Source organism: Photobacterium sp. MCCC 1A19761 (genome assembly GCF_037389125.1).
Classification (GTDB): Bacteria; Pseudomonadota; Gammaproteobacteria; order Enterobacterales; family Vibrionaceae; genus Photobacterium.
Window position 1 is genome coordinate 39,630 of the sequence record NZ_JAZGTF010000043.1, and the last position, 17,073, is coordinate 56,702.

Consider the following 17,073-nt stretch of genomic DNA (forward strand, 5'->3'; position numbering starts at 1 on the left):
GTCCTGAAGCGCGAGGGGATATGTCCGATATCTCTATAGAAAGCCAGTTATTCTCAGCGCATCCTACCGGAAAGGGTTGGGTGGACTATACAGAACTTTCCCCACGACGTGATTAGAAGAACAAGGCCGTTATGTTGAAAAAACTTTCACTGAAAAACAAGCTGGCGCTCTCGGCCAGTATTGCCATTATTATCGGGGGACTGCTGGTCGAAGCGCTGTCTTTTCGTGCTTCGCTGGCCAGGTTGGAAACTGAAGTCTCGCAGCGCTTGGAAAGTACCACGGCTTCATACAACCAGTATGTTGCCGACTGGATCCTATCCAAGGAAAACGCGCTCTCATCCCTGACCGCTGAAGCGAACCTGGACGCCATCGTCACCCACCTCAAGCAGGTGAGAGATGCCGGCAGCTTTGACAATGTGTTCCTGGCCTACCCGGACGGCAGCCAGGACAACGCCAATGGTGTGGTGTTACCACCTGGGAATGATGATCCGCGCCAGTGGGGCTGGTATATCCATGGCAAAGCCGACCCGGCGCGGGTCTTTATGGATAACCCGACCGTGGCCGCTGCAACGGGCGCCAATGTCGTTTCCCTGGGGAAAGCACTCCGGCTGGGTAATGAGACCGTCGTTCTGGGGGCTGATGTCGAGATTACCAATATTATCAAAGGTCTGGATAAGGTCATCCTGCCTGGTGACGGCTATATGTTTATTGCCAGTCAGGCCGGCACGATCTTCACCCACAACAACACCGATCTGCTCAATCAGCCCCTCAGCAAGCTGGATTTATCTTTCAACACCGTCCGATCTGCGGTGCGCTCCGGGGTGCATGTGATGGCAGATGTAAACGGGGCAGAGAGTGTCATTTACGCCAAAGCGATTGAAAATACGGGACTTATCACAGTTACCGTGATTAATTATGACTCGTTAGTCGCCCCGCTGTTTGAAGCTGTCTGGGGCCAGTTTGCCGTCACGGTTGCCGTTGTAATTGTGTGTACCCTGCTGTTTAACCTGCTGGTGAACGTGTTGTTCCGTCCGCTCAATAACGTCTCCAGTGCGCTCGAGCAAATTGCGTACGGGAGTGGTGACTTAACCCAGCGCATTGAGGTGGAAAGTGACGATGAAGTGGGCCGGCTTGCCAATAACTTCAATACCTTCGTTGCCAGTATGCACAATCTGATCAGCCACATTCGTGAACAGGCCGGCCAGCTGACCTCACAATCGGATATCAGTACCGGTCGTGCCCGCCAGAATGTCGATGAGATCAACCAGCAACAGCAAGAAATCACCATGGTCGCAACGGCTGTGACAGAGCTGGCGTCCGCGACACAAGAAATTGCCGCTCATGCTGAGCAAACGGCTAGCACCGCGCAGGCGTCGACCCGCAGTACCGACAATGGCCGGGCGGTGGTTGAGAATACCAAGTCTTCCATTACCCGTCTGGCGGATGAACTGACGCAGGCGAGTCAAATCGTCGCTGAGCTGAACAATCATTCGCAGGAAATCTCAACTGTGCTTTCAACCATTCAGGGGATCGCCGAGCAAACCAACCTGCTGGCACTGAACGCCGCCATCGAGGCTGCGCGGGCCGGCGAGCAAGGGCGTGGCTTTGCCGTGGTGGCTGATGAAGTCCGTGTTCTGTCGCAGCGTACACATACCTCGACGGAAGAGATCAAAGCGACCATCGATACCTTGCAGGCCACCACCGCCAGTGCCGTCCGGATCATGGAGAGCAGCTCTGCGCTAGCCGGGGATTCAGTCGCAGATGCAGATAAAGCCGCGGAAGCACTGGGTGACATTGACGCTGCTGTGAATCAAATCAGTGATATGGCGACTCAGATCGCCACAGCCGCAGAAGAGCAAACGCATGTGACGAGCGAGATCACGCAAAATATCACCGCGATTAAAGATGTTTCTGAGCACTTAGTGAATAGTGCAGATGAGGCATCGAGCGAGGCGGTCCGTCTGCGCGGGCAAGCCAGCGATCTCAGTGACAAGGTCGCTACCTATAAGCTGTAAGCAAGCAGCAGCTCCCTCCTTGCCACACCCGAAGGCGTGGCGGGGAGGACATCGATCAGCGACTGCCGTGAGGCTCGTCGTTATTAAGGCCACTCAGGACATCAAATTATGGAATTATTTGCCAAAGGGTTAGTCGGGATTGTTGCGATCGAGCACATGTATATCCTGATACTGGAAATGTTTTTCTGGACCAGTCCCAGGGCGTTAAGCGCCTTCGGGATGACACAGGATTTTGCAAAAAACACCAAAGTCCTCGCCGCCAACCAAGGTCTCTACAATGGTTTTCTTGCATTCGGGTTGTTGTGGGGACTGTTACATCCCAATGAAATATTCGGGGAGCAAATTCAAGTTTTCTTCTTGGCCTGTGTTCTGGTCGCGGCGATTTATGGCGCGTTCACGGCTAAAAAGTCCATTTTGTTGGTCCAAGGCTTGCCCGCATTGTTGGCAATGGTCTGTGTGTTGATGTCATAACGAAACATTACGTGTGTGTTATCCGGGAGGGCAGGAGATGGTCCGGACACTTTTCCTCAAGATTTACCATGATGACGGCAGCATCGCTGCCGTTTAGGAGGACGAGTCTGAATTGTACTGACTCATACGCGATCTAACGACATTAATCGTACAATTTGCACTTTAGCACCACGTAAGTCACTTCGCGGCAAAACATGCTTGAATATCTATCCTAACGTGCTTATCTAAGATTAGACAAAGCATCTGGCAATTAAGGAATTGACTTTCATTCTCGATTGACCAGCGATTTCGCGGTTCTGATAAAATAAAAAACACTACACAAGCAGAAAATTTCAAGATTAAAAACCGGAATAATTTTATCAGTCAATCTCGATATAAAATCAGGTAATACATTGCATCTAAAAACACTATAATTATGTAATGAATAATAGCTAAGGGTCTTCTACTTAGCAGATTTTAACTATTTAAAATCTGCTGAGTAGAAAAGAAACAGAAGAATAATTAGCTTCTGCTTCTTACTGCAACATGGTATATATTGCTACCTTACGCTATATCTCTTTAATCATTTGCACAGTAATTCTTAGTTCACTTTCACTAAAATTATTGATGAAATTGGTGAAATGTTCTGACTTAGCATGTTCATTTAGAGATTCGATATCTTCCCATTTTTCAATAACAACGAATTGACCACCTGTATTACCTACACCAAGATCTCCCTCAACAACCTCATGTAAGCAGTATTTAATACATCCTTTTTCTGATAAGCTTAAAGGAACAAGACGTTTCATTTCTGATTTAACATCATCTAAAACTTCATTTTTAACATGTAACGTTGCTATTATATTTATAATAGACATTTGCAAACTCCTAATTATCGTAAGACAGTAAATATTTCACTTTCTGGAAGTCTAGATTTAGGTAAGCTCGCATTGAAATCATTTTCTGCACGATAACCAAATGCAACCACTGCAAGGGATGTATATCCTTTGCTACGAAGTGATAATGCTTCATCTAGTTCCTTAGAATCTATTCCTTCAATAGGAACAGCATCAATCCCCATAACTGCTGCACCTATTAGTAACGTTCCCATGTTAAGGTAGACCTGTTTCTCCATCCAATGTTGGGCATCTTTATTATCAAAACGATGCATATTAACAAACATACTACGACCTTTATGGTTTGCCTCTTTGAACAAAGGATCGCTGGCAAAACGTCCATCTTTTTCTTCTGTATCTAATACATGAAGCAGATACTCCTCATCAATATTTGTCTTAGCACAAAAAACAACCACATGAGATGCGTTTAGAATCTTATCTTCGTTAAAACCATAAGCTCCTTTAGTCCCTTCCGATATTTTTCGCTTTCCATCCTCTGTATCTGCAATTACAAAGTGCCATGGTTGAGAGTTAGTACTGGATGGGCTAAAGCGTAATAACACTTTGAGACCATCAAAGTCTTGAACTGATATTTTTTTATTCTTATCAAAAACTTTGGTGGAGTATCGCGTCAAAGCAATATCTGCAATATTCATGAATATCTCCTAGATGATTTTAATCTTGTGGGTTAAAAATAATGGACATTTTACCGATAGCCGTACCTTTTTCTATTTTTTCGTGGGCTATTTTTAAAGTCTCGGCACTGAAGCCAGATAGCGTTTCATTCAATGTTGTCCGGATACGTCCGGCATCAACTAGATTAGCAACTTGTTGTAAAATTTCGCCTTGCTTTTCAATATCAGGTGTATTGAATAGAGAACGTGTAAACATCAGTTCCCATACAAAACCGGCGGACTTTCCTTGCAGTTTACTCAAGTCAACACCACCATCAAACTCAACAATCGAGGAGATCATTCCTTGCGGTGCTATGAGTTCGGCCATGGAATCCCAATGTCCAACGGTATCTGCTGTGTTGAAAATATAATCAACAGTCTCAAAACCAAGAGCCTTAACGGAGGAGACTAAATCGTGATGATTAGCGACATAATCAGCCCCCATTTTTCTTGACCATTCAATGGTTTCAGGGCGGGATGCGGTTGTGATAACAGTAAGGTTTGTCAACTGTTTAGCAATCTGCGTGGTGATAGAGCCCACACCACCAGCTCCACCGATTATTAATAGTGACTTTCCTTTAGTGGTGTGGTTTATACGCAAACGATCAAAAAGAGCTTCCCAACCAGTTAGGGCTGTAAGCGGTAACGCTGCAGCTTCCGCATCGGTTAAGCTTTTAGGTGCCAGGGCAATAATACGTGAATCAACAGCCTGATATTCTGCATTTGAGCCTTGACGAGTCACATCTCCAGCATAATAAACACGATCACCCAGCGCGAATTTTTTCACCTCATCGCCTATAGCAACAATCGTACCGACAGCATCATAACCAGCAATTTTTGGTATATCTAACGTTGTGTTTTTCGCTGCACGAATGCGAATTTTAGCATCGGCTGGATTCATCGATACCGCGTTAATTTTAACAATTACATCATGTGAAGTGCCCTTAGGATATTCCGCATCAAATACATATAGACTCTGAGGTTCTGAAACTGGCAAAGACTCTGTAAAACCAATAGCTTTCATCTTTCTTGTTGCGATAGACATAAATATTTATCCTTTAACTTACATACAAATAAAAAACGTTGTAACATCCATATTAAACCTAAACTCTAACCAATCAAGTACGTACAATTTTGTCATATAGGTACCAAAAGGATACTATGAGAGAACCTCGTTTCGATTGTTATTCAGGTATGGGATGCCCAGTTGAGGCGTCTTTGGAGCTATTTGGTGGTAAATGGAAAGGAATGATTCTGTATCATTTACTAGACGGAACGTTACGATTTAACGAATTACAGAGACAAGTCGGTAATGTGACACAACGTATATTAACGAAGCAGTTGAGAGAGCTGGAGACAAGCGGATTAATTCATAGAGAGGTTTATGCCGAAGTCCCTCCCAAAGTTGAGTACAGCTTGACAGATGTTGGTAAAACACTAAGGCCAATACTAATGTCACTAAAAACTTGGGGAGAACATTATGCCATCCCAATACATTTGAAAGACTGTCAAAAATAGGGATTTCTGCAAGTTACCTAGCGCTGAAAAATATACTAACTTGCTATGGAAATACGCGCTGAGCCAGTGGTTTTAAGTCGCTGACTCAGAGCTAAAGAAGTTATATGGAAAATAATAAGAACCTTATCGTATCTCCATTGACCACTACACCTAGCTAGAACACTTTTGGACAATTTCGAGTTAGCTCGTCTAGCTAACTCGAATGGCGACACTTCTCAGCAGAAAAGTGCCAACCGTGGAGATGGAAGGGAAATTCTTATCGGACTTGTTTCCGTAGTGAGGTACGATTTAAGTCCTAATCATCGCTTAGGCCAAGAGATCCACGATGGCTTTGCCGACGCCGTGAGCGCTTGTTGGATTCTGCCCTGTGATGACACGACCATCCACAATCACAAGCTCTTGCCAAGGTTGAACTTTAGAATATCTAGCTGCACCACGTGCCAGTGACTCTTCCAATAGGAAAGGAATATCATTGATGGTGCCAAAATCGATCTCTTCTTCACGAGTGAAACCTGTCACTGACATAGACGCAAGCAACTTGTCGCCATTGCTTAGTGTGATAGGTAGAAGAGCAGCAGGGCCATGGCACACGGCTGCTACAATACCGCCATCTTCATAATGTTTTGCTGAGATTTTTGCGAAGTCTTCGTTGCTCGCCAGGTCGGAAAGAAGACCGAAGCCACCTGGATAGAAAATTGCGTCGTAGCTGTCGCCGTTGATCTGTGATACTGGAATCGTGTTGTTGATACGGTTTTGGAAATCATCATCAGCTAAGATTTTTGCATTTACTGCATCACCCTCGATATCGGTTCCGTATAGTGGAGCCTGACCACCTTTAATCGAAGCAATGTCGTAATCGAAGCCAGCAACAAGTAGTTCGCTAAGTACATGAGTTAGCTCTGGTGCGTAAGTTCCGTTTGCTTGGTCAGTTTCACCAAGCGTCGCATGGTTAGTCACAATAATGAGTACTTTCTTCATGATGGTTTCCCTATTGGCTTCATTGTATTTGTTGAACACTTACATACTAATTGCAAAGTAAATAAGTGATAATATGCCATATCAACAAAACATTATTGCCATATGGCAAAGGTGGTTATGGACAGTTTTGAAGGCATCAATGAGTTTGTTACGGTTGCTGAGAGCCTAGGGTTCTCTGCGGCGGCAAAACAATTAGGTTGCAGTACCAGCCACGTCAGTCGCCAAGTCACCAGGTTAGAAGAGCGATTAGGTGTCGCCTTGTTAGCGCGTTCGACAAGAATGGTGAGCTTAACGGAAGCTGGTCAAGCGTATTACCTGCAGTGCAAAGAGTTAGTTATTGGGCTTCAACAAGCCAATGAGCAACTCACCACGCAACAAACGCAATTGAGTGGTACGTTACGAGTGAGTGCGGCTGGCGCGTTTTCTGAAAACCATGTGGCTCCAGCTTTAATGGAGTTCGCCAAACAACACCCCAATCTCACGGTAGAAATAAACTTCAACACCAGCATGGTGAACTTTATTGAAGATGGTTTTGATTTTGCCATCCGTTATGGGAGATTAAGCGATTCAGGGTTGGTTGCGAGAAAGCTCGTAGACCGCCCAATGGCAGCGGCTGCTAGTCAGAACTACATTGATGAACATGGTTTGCCGACTCACCCTGAACAGCTTAAGCATCACAGTTGTATTATCGCCAATAAAGATGTGTGGTTGTTTGAAAAGAATGGCAAGCCTTTAAATGGCGTGAAAGTACAAGGCAGATGGAAAAGCAATAATGCCCACACCGTTTTGCAAGCTTGTACAGAGGGGTTAGGCGTGGCGTATCTACCAAAAAGCAGCTTTAGCGATGCCATTTCGTCAGGTCGTTTAGTATCAATTCTAGAGCCTTATTGGGGAAGCGGCAACAGCAGTTGGATTGTATATCCAAACCGTCATTTCCTACCATTAAGAGCAAGGCTGGCCATCGACTTTCTACTCGACTATTTTGCAGAATGGCAGGAATGACAAACCTCATAATAAATAGCGGGTAGCCTAGCTTGGAAAAGTTTGCTCGGATAGTCTCGCGCCTTGACCCAAGCGAGTTTCAGCAGTGTTTCATCAGTTGGATGCAAGCAGTTTCTTCTCTCTCCGAAGGCGAGCTGATCGCCATTGATGGCAAAGTCTTGCGTGGCTCTTATGACCGTCAATCTCGGCAGTCTACCATCCATATGGTCAGTGCATTCGCCTCGAAAAAGGTGTTGTTCTCGGTCAGCAAAAAACGGATGCTAAATCGCACGAAATAACGGCTATCCCTGAACTCATTAAGCTACTGGATATCAAAGGTTGTTTGGTCTCTATTGATGCCATTGCATGCCAGAAAGACATAGCTTCAGCCATTGTCGATAGTGGTGGTGATTATCTGCTAGCGGTTAAAGGTAACCAAGAAACACTGGCTAAAGCTGTTCAACAAGCACTGGTAGAAAACGTAAAAGCCACGAGCTTACGGAATGATGTCGCCATCGAGCAGGGCCATGGGCGTGTTGAAGTCCGTCAATACCATGTACTTCCAGCAGGTGAATTGGCACACGAGTTTCCAGGCTGGAAAGGCCTAGAAAGTATCGGGGGTGCTATCGGTTATCGTATTGATAAAACTGGTAAAGAATCACTCGATTATCGCTATTACATCCGTTCTGCAGAGCTGGTGCAGGAGCGTTTTGCAGCGGCTGTTCGTGGTCACTGGGGGGGGGATTTATGTCGCGTTAGAAACCAGGCTCAGTTGGCGGTAAAATAAAGGCCCGTCGTGATCGGAACACACTGTCCCTTGCTGCATGAGTATGCACAGTCGATAGCAAAGAAACGTATCGCCCACTTGGCCGGCATATTCACCGAGGACCTGACCGATAACCTCTGCTGCGAGGCGAGGACCGGCGCCTATCACCGCAAGGAGTGCGTTATCAAAAAAGGTCTCGTTGTGCGGGATGATGGTGGTGCCGTCCCAGGTTCTGACCAGGTTGCCTCGTGCCGTGATCCTGTGCCATTCATCCGCCAGTTCCGCTTGTCGGCGGGGTGAGAGCGGGACGGGGTGAATACTCGCAAGCTCTTCAACAGAGCAGGCGCCGACAGCCGGTGCTGTCTCTTCGCCAAGTTTGTCTGCGGTGACATCGGCGACCAGCAGCTGTTGATTCGGGAGTGCCGCGCAGAGCGCTCGCAGCATTAATTGTTCGTCCACCGACTGACCTACCCAGACAATGTAGTTGCTGTCTGATGGTGCATTCTGATGTCTCTGTAATACGGGCAGTCCGATATGGCCGGATAACCAAGTCCACAAGTCGGGCTCCCCCAGTCGATCACACACCCCCCGAAACCATTCGGCGCGCTGTGTATTCCCGGCTGTTGTGCCGTAGTCATTCAACGGGCCGCAGGCCAGTGGATCACTGAGCTCAACCACCTGCGCAAAACCTTCAGCGCCGATGAGATAAGTCAGGGTGCCCGCGGCCGCGCCGCCGGTTACGAAATGAGTCACTGTCTTTGTTGTCATGGTTGGTCTCGTGCTTTGGGATGAAATCGTGGATGTCGGGCTGCGATCACTGTGCTCAGCTGACTCAACATACACGGTTTACGCCCTGAAGTGATACCTCACACCATAAGATGTCCTTATTTCCCGGGTATATGTCCGAAATCCTTGTAGTAAACCGGTTGACGCCAGCGCATCCTAGCGGGGTGTGATTGTGTTTGACAAGCGTCGTGCTAACGACCCTGGCACTAAGCCTTTGTGCCTGTTATGAGTCGCGAACTCACCGTGCGAGATATCTTTCGGCCGGTATGATTTCGTTGAATCAGGGGCGAAGGGGTGACTGTTTGGCGAAATCATTCTGAGTGGACATGGATGTCTGCGTTACCAGTAAGGAGAATATCAATGGGATATGGTTATGCATGGAAAAAAATGCACTCAGCCGTTCACTTATTATCAGGCCCAGGATCTCAACAAGAGTAAATCTTTCACGCTGTTGTCAGCTTAGATCGGTTGTCTAAACAATGTTCAGAATTGCGATCGGGCTCATATGTTTTTTGGAATACGTTAGGTATAATTTTTGTAAGTTGTTGATTTTTATTTATTTATTTATTTTCTCATCTCGATGGTTCTCGGCGGTTGTTTTTATTCTTTGCTTCAGCAAAGTCATAAGAGAACGAGGGTAATTATTACGCTACTCGCCTATTCTATTGATGTTTTGGACGGATCTCGCATGAATAAAAACTGGAATAAAACGATTACATGCATCGCTGTCTGCTTTAGCGCTCAAGCAGCTTGTGCCGGGTTGTATTTTGACTATCAAAATCAAAAAATCAGTTTTGATAATATCTCTCCTAACTTGTCCGGACTTTCTATCGGGTATTCTTGGCTTGAAAACCGAACATTATACGTAGAAGCTGATTTTATCAATGATTCCGAATTTGACATTAGATATTGGGGCGGAGTTTTAGGCTATAATCATGGTTTGTTTCGTGGCACTGATATCGATGTTTATTTTAATTTTGGCATTGGAATTGGTGAGCTGGATGTTAACTATTACCAGAATAAGAATACCTTAATTTCGATACCTTTGGGTTTGTCTAGCTCATATTCATTTACAGAAAAATTTCATCTGGACTTGGGGATTGGTTATCGATACTTCATAGATCTCACTGAGAATACGAAGTGCAAAGATGGCACAACCTCTGAAAGTACAGGTTCAGGTACATGCTCTTGGCATGGTGGGATTGCACGCTATCAAGATAAAGTCGGTGATGGTGGTGGGGCATTTTATCGTGCAGGCCTTCGATATAGCTTTTGATTATATTGATAAAAATGCCCGTGTTCTAATCACTCATTATCACAGGAACCCACGGACTGAACGGTTTTTTATTATTTTGCTTTGCGCGCACGGTTCGATGCCTTTAGCTCGGGGAAATATGAATTCGTATCTTGCCTGTGCCTGTGCCTGTGCCTGTGCCTGTGTCCATACGATTATCAACAAGCAAAGCTGCTGATGGCTCAGGACGGGACAAGCTGCGGTTCGACAGGCAATGAATTGTGTTTTGCAGCTTACAGCTGGGTGGATGGCCGATTTTCAGCCGCAGGCGGGACGGTCACACCGGTGGGTGAGAACAAGTAAGCGCAGCCCGCTCCGGAGCATGATGTTCTAAGCCCGTCCGGATCTGTTCAACCCGGCGCCGAACACTCCGGCCCTGAATCAGAAATACGGCTCGGAGACGCTGTTCCTGGTCCGATCCCAAATGAGCGATGCGTCGCGAGTTCCTGTCACCGCAGTACACCACCCAATGGCGGGATTGGCAAGTGATTCGGTGTTGCCTGTTCTTCTGTTGCTGAGTGACCTTGTCACAACCTGCGGATTGCTTAGCAAACCATAAGAAACGCATAAGTGTGATCAGTTGCGTATCTTTTGAGGCCCGTCACAGGTAGGTTTTTTGAAGGTGTTGAATCTGATGGGTTCAACATAATTGGGTGTAATGTCTACCAAATTATCTTGGGTGGATATACGAAATGTTTTCGTAAAATAAAATGTTAGGCGACAGTAAGTAGCTGCATCATTAGGAAATAAAAAAAATGGAAGACTTTGAAGAGTCAATTAAAGAAGAAAGATACTACGTGTTGAAATTAGAAAGACAGCAACGGTTGAGAATTGTTATGGCTGTTGTGCCAGCGTTAATCGGTGTTGCGTCTATATTCTTCATTAATTTGGTTCCAGGGTATACTGAATTATCCTTTCCATTTAGTAGAACAATGTTGAGCATATTAGCTCCACTATCGTTTTTAATATCAGGAATGTCTGTTTTGATGATTTATCTTCAAACAGGATTCAAGAAAAGACCAGAATCGAATATTGACTATCTAAAATATGAAAATGAACTGAGAAACCTTAGAAAAAAAATGGAGCACAGTGTTTCTATAAATCCATCTGATTTAGAGGCATTGAAGTCTGATTTGACTACTCTTAAAGATCAGGTTAGTAATAGAGAGTCACTAAATGAAGCAATTTCATCAGAATACAGAGAAGAATTGGTATCAGTTTTAAAGAAAGAAATTATAAAGGAGTCAAAGTCTGATGCATTCGCCGATGTACTGGGAAATCTAGAAGAGAAAATTAAAGGAGTTAATCAACTTAAAGAAGTTGAAGTTGTGTTTTCTAGAACCTTAGAAAGATTATATACTGAGATTGATTCGTTAAGCCGAAGAGGTAATATAAATTTAGGTCTTGGTATACTAACAACAATAATTGGTCTCGTTATTCTTGGCTATTTTGTTCTTGAAATTGATTCAGTACCCGATGATAAAATGGCATTTATTGCTCATTTTATACCTAGGTTATCACTGGTTGTACTTATTGAAATTTTTGCCTATTTTTTCTTAAAGCTATATAAATCAAGTCTTTCAGATATTAAGTATTTTCAGAACGAAATGACTAACTCTGAAGCAAAATTGGCAGCTATTAAATGTTCAATTATGACTTCTGATTCTTCGGCTACTTCCAGTGTGATTCACACGCTCGCAAGTACCGAGCGCAATGCAGTGTTGGAAAAGGGGCAAACTACCGCTGAAATTGAGAAAGCGAAAATTGAACAGCAAAATATAGCAACAATATCTGATAAAGTGTCAAACTTTATCTCTTCAAAAAAGAGCACCTAACCATAAAAGCATATAAAAATTAATTCTTTTGGTTTAAAGGTTATGAGGGGCGTTAGACACTGAACGTATCATTTACTACCCCGTCTAATAACACGGGGTGAAACCTCACCCCGCTTCTGTCCCCTTCGCCAAGATCCGGCATACCTGCGATCGGCTGTAGCCGGTCGCTTCGGCCACTTCGCTCAGGCTCAGGCCTTTCTCATGGCGGTAGTAATGCACCTTGCGGTGGCGCTCGGGGTCGGCCTGGCGGCCGCGGTATTTGCCTTCTTCTTTGGCGCGCTCAATCCCCTGGGCCTGGCGGTCGCGCCGGGTGATGTAGTCCTTGCGGGCCATGGCGGCCATCAGGTCGATCAGCATGTTGTTGATGGCATCGAGCACTGCTTTGATGATCGGGTCGTTGTGGGTCATCCGGGCGCTGTCGATGGCCTGCCAGGAGGTCGGCACGTCCAGGCTGACAATCCGCAGCCCTTTCTGCTCGATGCTCTGCTTCAGGCTTTTCCAGTCGCTCTCGTTAAGGCGGGTCAGGCGGTCGATATTCTCGACCAGCAGGATGTCGTTGTCCTGGGTGTCGGTCAGCAGTCGTTGCAGCTCCGGGCGCTCGAGCTGGGCGCCGCTGACGTTCTCAATGTAGTAGCTGGCGATCCGCTGGTTGTGATCGGCGGCAAAGCGGTTGAGGGTGTCTTTGGCCCGTTCGGCATTCTGCTCGTCGGTGGAGGCCCGCAGGTAAGCCCGGATGAACATCGGCGCGTCCTTGTGTCAAAATTGTCCTGAATGTCGCATATAGGTAGTCGCAAACCATGCTATCGCATTTGAGTGGTCGCGTGAAGGGTTTTGTGCCGTAATTGAGTGGTCGCAATGGGGTATACCCTAATGGTTAAGTTGGGGCCGATAAAATTAAACCGAATCAGCTTGATCCCTGATTTGGTTTTTGCTAGGCGAACGGTAAGGTGAAAATGACCACAATGGGTACGTGAAATTTTCCTTACTCGTCTACTGACGTACAAAATAGCCGCCTGTTTTGTACTACCGTCTTTTTGTTGCTCTGTTTTGTTCTAACGAATTTTTCGGGGCTATTTTGTTCTAACAGGTGAGGGGAGCTGTTGCGGCTTCCTCGAAGGGAGATCGACATATCATTGTTGGCCGTCGGCTTGGTCAGCCAGGTGCTGGATAAAAGCGGTGTTCAAAAGGGGCTGGCGCAGCAGAATTGCCTTATCTCTGCCTGGCACCTGGCTCGTTAGCCTTATCCTTCATATTCGTTAGCACTCGACAGGTAGGTTTCATCATTGTAGACGGTACGGTTGCGGCCGCTGGATTTGGCTTCATACAGGGCGCTGTCTGCCTGCTTGATGGCAGCATGGACATGAGCGGGCTCCCCCGAACAATGAGCAATTCCGATGGATACGGTGCACTTTCCTACGGGAGCAATCTCCTGAGCTGAGATAGTTTCCCTCAAGCGCTCGGCGACCTCAAACGTGCGTTCGGGGCTAGTATTGGTGAGAAAAATGAGAAATTCCTCACCACCGGAGCGACACAGGATATCTCCTTGCCTGGCATTTGTTCGCATCAGGTCGGCAACGGTGGTGATGACCTTATCGCCTACATCATGGCCATAGGTATCGTTCACCTGTTTAAATCGGTCGATATCTAAAGCCATCACGGCAAAGGCCTGGCGGTTATCACTGAATGTATCTAAGGCTTTCAGCATCCCGCGCCGGTTGAGCAGGCGGGTCATCGGGTCGGTATGCCTGTCTGTATCCAATTGGCTGATCTTACGCGTCATCATGTCCAGGCATTTGGTGATCGCGACTTTCAGCTGTGTTGCTTCAAAGTACCAGGAGCGGATATCCTGGATTTGCTCAACAGTATCGCAATGATCCAGGTTTTTCACTTCCCGGGCCAACTGCCAGAGTGGCCTGGAAATAAAAATGGCTGAAATCCAAATGCCTGCCAGGGTCAGGAGCCCAACCGGAATGGTCGTGACAAATACTGCCATCATCTGCTCATGCAGTTCCGAAAGCGTGCTTACCTTCGGCCGTTGGGCAACAATCCCCCAACCCGTCCGTTCAACTGTTGCGACCCCGGCTAACATATCGCTGCCTAAAGAGTTCACAAGATGTATAGGCCCCGGATTGTCGTTAAGCACGTAATTAATGGCTTCATTATTTTCAATAACCTGTCCGATCCTGAATTGTTCCGGGTGGTAGATGACAGTCTTATTGCGATCAACGGCATACAAATAAGAGCCGTCCTGATAACTGTGCTTGCCCAAGAGTTCGAATAAGATATTTTTCTGCTCCAGATAGATATTTCCCGAGATATAACCCAGATATTGCCCCTGCACAGAAAAAATAGGATGGGAAATACTGATGAGGTAGTTCCCAGCTGAGGAGATAAAAGGATCGGTGACCAAAGGACGCTTGGCCAGCAAAGATTGCTCCGAGTTTTTTGTACTCAGGTGGAGCCCTTTGACCTGCAGGGTTTCCGGGGAGATGGCAACAATTGTTCCCGTTGCGTTCACAATGGCCACGGAGTTGAAGGTTTTGGTTTGCCGGCGTAGGCGCTCGGTTTCCGCCATTAACTGCGCTTGATCCCGCATCAACGAACTCAATCGCTGGGCGCTGTATGCCAGTTGATCTTGAGCCGCTTCAATAAAAATATCGGTCGTTTTTGCCATTTTCTGCGCGTAAACCTGATTGGATTCCATCGTTTTTTTGATCAGCAAATCGCGCTGGACTGTATAGGAGGAGTAAAGCGTATTGGTCATTGTGATGAATACACTTACGAGCGTCAGTAACAGGATCAATTTACGTAGATCAACTTTCAACGTCGGGGATTGCGCCATAAATGATTGAAGCCTGTTCGGTCGGGGAAAAGTCTGCGGGAAATTTTCGGGCTAATCTAGTTGAGCGCAGACCTCGATGCAAGTGTTTTGGCTGAAAAATGAACAGGTGACGTGTCTGCGTGATCTGCTTTTGAACCGTTGCAGTATGTTGCCCAGCACCGCGGCCCTTTTGCCTGGTTTAGTAAACGTATAGTTGTGTCACTCGTAGGGGGGCTCTTGGTAGGACGGGTCGTTTGCTGAGTTCAGGGTTAACAAAAAGTCCAGAAAGCGAATTTGTGACTGTCGGTATTCGGTGGTGTTTTGTAGTGCTGCTTTAAAAATGGCGTCGGGGTTTACAAAAAACAGATTGACCACGTGTGCGATCTGGTTGTGCTGAAGGTGGCTGCACATGGCAACGGCAGCCAGGTATGCCTGGACTGTCGGGGTGGTGAGGTTCAACCCGAGTCGTCTTGCACAACGAGTGATTTCTTTCATCCTCAGGTTTTCGTTATCGGAGCTGGTCATTCTGTTATCAGTTCATTAATTATGTGCCAGAGGCAGGACGAAAAGACAATGAGAATCACTGTGATAAAACAAGTGATACATTCACGGATTGAGGCTTTGGTGCTTCTGATTGATTGGTTTTATTTACTCCGTAAAAGATATATATTTACAGATCTATAAATATAGATCGATCGCGAAAAAGGACAGCTTAACGGGGGAGATGGGTCATCTTTGTCGGTGAGGCTTCGTTCGTCAACGACAGGTAACTATGTGGGAATTTAGACCAGAAGACGCTGAGCAATTGAGGCACCGAACGAGTGGAGAAGTCAGATCCCTGCAACCATCTGAAAGCCGGTTACTTCTTTTGCTGCTCGCGCATCCACATCGTACGGTGACCAAACAAGAAATTCACGACGTTATCTGGCCGGATAAAGTCGTATCGGACGAGAGTATTACACGCGCCATCTCAACCTTGCGTGCGGCGCTGGATGACAACGCCACCGAGCAAAACGTCATTCGTACCGTCCCGAAAGCGGGATATTTCGTGACCGGCAATGGGGTGACGTTCGTTGAGGAATCATTGCCAGCTGCACCGAAACGGGCTTCTGCGCCGGCCGCAAAACCGGCGGTCAATCGGGGTCGCGTCTGGATTTGTCTGATGCTGCTCCTGGTCAATGTTCTGTTGTTCGATTTCTTGTTTTTACCCGGCGGAAATTCAGAACGGCTGAGTATGGTGCACCTTACTTCCGGCAATACGCAGTTTATTGTGGAAAGTGATGATCTGATCAGTCTTGAATTGATGAGTAGGCTAAACAGCTTAGAACGTCCTGACCACGTGGATTTCTATATTACCTCCAATCAAGCGCGAATATATGTCAGTTGTGTTGATCGCACCCCCAAGGCTGAGCGGCGAAGCAGCATCAATTTTTCAATCGATATCGAGCAGTCCCTTGAATATATCAGTCATGAAATCCTTCAGCAGTGCCAATAATCTCCTCACCTGGGTGTTTCTGTCGCTGTTGCTGGCGATCCCGCTCCAGATCGCGGTTAATCGCTTCCTGCTCCCTGATTTTGTTAAAAAAAGCGACACGGTCACCCACAAGACGATCGTCTCTTATGGGAAGGGGCGGGGCGATTATCAGTCCAGAACCATTGAATACCACTTAGAGCCCTACCTGTGGAACCGCTACTTGCTGCTCGCGAGTATTCAGTTTGATCATGGCGATCAGCTGAAAACCCAGTTCCTGATCACCTTCTGGCCTTCAAAAATGTATTCAATTCAATACATTAGTCAATTGGTTGACGCTGATGAAGTCAAGTACTTTGATCCACCGGAGCAGCATGTCCTCTTCGATGGTGGGGATGAGAACTTTCAGGTCCTGGTCGAGACTGATCAGCTGTATTGTTACATTCAGCTGTCGAACCAGGCCGTTCAGTGTGTTGATGTGAATTGAAGTGCCCGCCAGTCACTGGCACTTAGTCTGATAAAGATGCACTGTATCCATCTTTTGGCTTGAGCAACCGTCACTGTTGAACCCGGCCCATATCAATATAA

The 17,073-nt window shown here is 46.4% G+C and carries 17 protein-coding genes and 1 pseudogene; 10 read left to right on the plus strand and 8 right to left on the minus strand.

All coding sequences use genetic code 11. The features are described 5' to 3' along the window. The first annotated feature begins 131 nt into the window (after positions 1-131). Together VV869_RS23215 and VV869_RS23220 are read left to right on the plus strand one after the other, a co-directional pair. A complete protein-coding gene (locus tag VV869_RS23215) occupies positions 132-2,015 on the plus strand; it encodes a methyl-accepting chemotaxis protein (protein ID WP_337737318.1) in 1,884 nt (627 codons plus the stop codon). A 108-nt stretch (positions 2,016-2,123) separates the two neighbouring features. Beyond that, positions 2,124-2,486 (plus strand): DUF1304 domain-containing protein, encoded by a 363-nt coding sequence (locus tag VV869_RS23220; protein ID WP_337737319.1) that lies wholly within the window; start codon positions 2,124-2,126, stop codon positions 2,484-2,486. Positions 2,487-3,034: 548 nt separating this feature from the next. Here the strand turns inward: VV869_RS23220 and VV869_RS23225 are convergent. From VV869_RS23225 to VV869_RS23235, 3 genes are read right to left on the minus strand one after another with little or no spacing between them, the layout of a single operon-like run. Then, the gene (locus VV869_RS23225; protein ID WP_337737321.1) at positions 3,035-3,343 is read right to left on the minus strand and encodes a putative quinol monooxygenase; all 309 of its coding nucleotides are present in this window, start codon (positions 3,341-3,343) and stop codon (positions 3,035-3,037) included. Positions 3,344-3,357: 14 nt separating this feature from the next. Then, the gene (gene nfsB, locus VV869_RS23230; RefSeq protein ID WP_337737322.1) at positions 3,358-4,017 is read right to left on the minus strand and encodes an oxygen-insensitive NAD(P)H nitroreductase; all 660 of its coding nucleotides are present in this window, start codon (positions 4,015-4,017) and stop codon (positions 3,358-3,360) included. 19 nt (positions 4,018-4,036) lie between these two features. Continuing rightward, positions 4,037-5,080: a zinc-binding alcohol dehydrogenase family protein gene (locus tag VV869_RS23235; RefSeq protein ID WP_337737323.1), complete on the minus strand. Its 1,044-nt coding sequence runs from the start codon at positions 5,078-5,080 to the stop codon at positions 4,037-4,039. Between the two features lie 116 nt (positions 5,081-5,196). Between VV869_RS23235 and VV869_RS23240 the strand changes: the two genes are divergently transcribed. Next, positions 5,197-5,553, plus strand: coding sequence for a winged helix-turn-helix transcriptional regulator (locus VV869_RS23240; RefSeq protein ID WP_337737324.1), 357 nt, complete (start codon positions 5,197-5,199; stop codon positions 5,551-5,553). A gap of 306 nt (positions 5,554-5,859) precedes the next feature. On the opposite strand, the gene VV869_RS23245 is transcribed toward VV869_RS23240, so the two are convergent. Continuing rightward, entirely contained in the window at positions 5,860-6,531 is a 672-nt protein-coding gene (locus tag VV869_RS23245; protein ID WP_337737325.1) for a type 1 glutamine amidotransferase domain-containing protein, read from the minus strand. A gap of 117 nt (positions 6,532-6,648) precedes the next feature. Between VV869_RS23245 and VV869_RS23250 the strand changes: the two genes are divergently transcribed. Beyond that, a complete protein-coding gene (locus tag VV869_RS23250) occupies positions 6,649-7,533 on the plus strand; it encodes a LysR family transcriptional regulator (RefSeq protein WP_337737326.1) in 885 nt (294 codons plus the stop codon). 26 nt (positions 7,534-7,559) lie between these two features. Next, positions 7,560-8,248: pseudogene (locus tag VV869_RS23255) on the plus strand (ISAs1 family transposase); the annotation flags it as partial. A 9-nt stretch (positions 8,249-8,257) separates the two neighbouring features. On the opposite strand, the gene VV869_RS23260 reads toward VV869_RS23255, so the two are convergent. Continuing rightward, positions 8,258-9,046, minus strand: coding sequence for a DUF3658 domain-containing protein (locus VV869_RS23260; RefSeq protein ID WP_337737327.1), 789 nt, complete (start codon positions 9,044-9,046; stop codon positions 8,258-8,260). Between the two features lie 706 nt (positions 9,047-9,752). Here VV869_RS23260 and VV869_RS23265 point away from each other — a divergent pair. From VV869_RS23265 to VV869_RS23275, 3 genes are all read left to right on the plus strand, one after another. Next, positions 9,753-10,340 carry a hypothetical protein gene (locus VV869_RS23265; RefSeq protein ID WP_337737329.1) on the plus strand — a complete coding sequence of 196 codons (588 nt, stop codon included), beginning with the start codon at positions 9,753-9,755 and terminating at the stop codon, positions 10,338-10,340. Positions 10,341-10,789: 449 nt separating this feature from the next. After that, a complete protein-coding gene (locus tag VV869_RS24455; RefSeq protein WP_443147363.1) occupies positions 10,790-10,876 on the plus strand; it encodes a DUF4113 domain-containing protein in 87 nt (28 codons plus the stop codon). Between the two features lie 237 nt (positions 10,877-11,113). Beyond that, on the plus strand, positions 11,114-12,193 hold the full coding sequence (locus tag VV869_RS23275; RefSeq protein ID WP_337737330.1) for a hypothetical protein: 1,080 nt from the start codon (positions 11,114-11,116) through the stop codon (positions 12,191-12,193). Positions 12,194-12,298: 105 nt separating this feature from the next. On the opposite strand, the gene VV869_RS23280 is transcribed toward VV869_RS23275, so the two are convergent. The 3 genes from VV869_RS23280 to VV869_RS23290 all read right to left on the minus strand — a co-directional run bounded on the left by VV869_RS23280 (position 12,299) and on the right by VV869_RS23290 (position 15,509). After that, entirely contained in the window at positions 12,299-12,934 is a 636-nt protein-coding gene (locus VV869_RS23280; RefSeq protein WP_337737331.1) for a recombinase family protein, read from the minus strand. 499 nt (positions 12,935-13,433) lie between these two features. Next, positions 13,434-15,035, minus strand: coding sequence for a sensor domain-containing diguanylate cyclase (locus tag VV869_RS23285; RefSeq protein ID WP_337737332.1), 1,602 nt, complete (start codon positions 15,033-15,035; stop codon positions 13,434-13,436). Positions 15,036-15,233: 198 nt separating this feature from the next. Continuing rightward, positions 15,234-15,509 (minus strand): hypothetical protein, encoded by a 276-nt coding sequence (locus tag VV869_RS23290; RefSeq protein WP_337737333.1) that lies wholly within the window; start codon positions 15,507-15,509, stop codon positions 15,234-15,236. A gap of 277 nt (positions 15,510-15,786) precedes the next feature. Between VV869_RS23290 and VV869_RS23295 the strand changes: the two genes are divergently transcribed. Together VV869_RS23295 and VV869_RS23300 are read left to right on the plus strand one after the other, a co-directional pair. Then, on the plus strand, positions 15,787-16,509 hold the full coding sequence (locus tag VV869_RS23295) for a winged helix-turn-helix domain-containing protein (protein WP_337737334.1): 723 nt from the start codon (positions 15,787-15,789) through the stop codon (positions 16,507-16,509). Then, positions 16,484-16,972 (plus strand): hypothetical protein, encoded by a 489-nt coding sequence (locus tag VV869_RS23300; protein ID WP_337737335.1) that lies wholly within the window; start codon positions 16,484-16,486, stop codon positions 16,970-16,972. The genes VV869_RS23295 and VV869_RS23300 overlap by 26 nt, the downstream gene beginning before the upstream one ends. Positions 16,973-17,073: the final 101 nt, after the last annotated feature.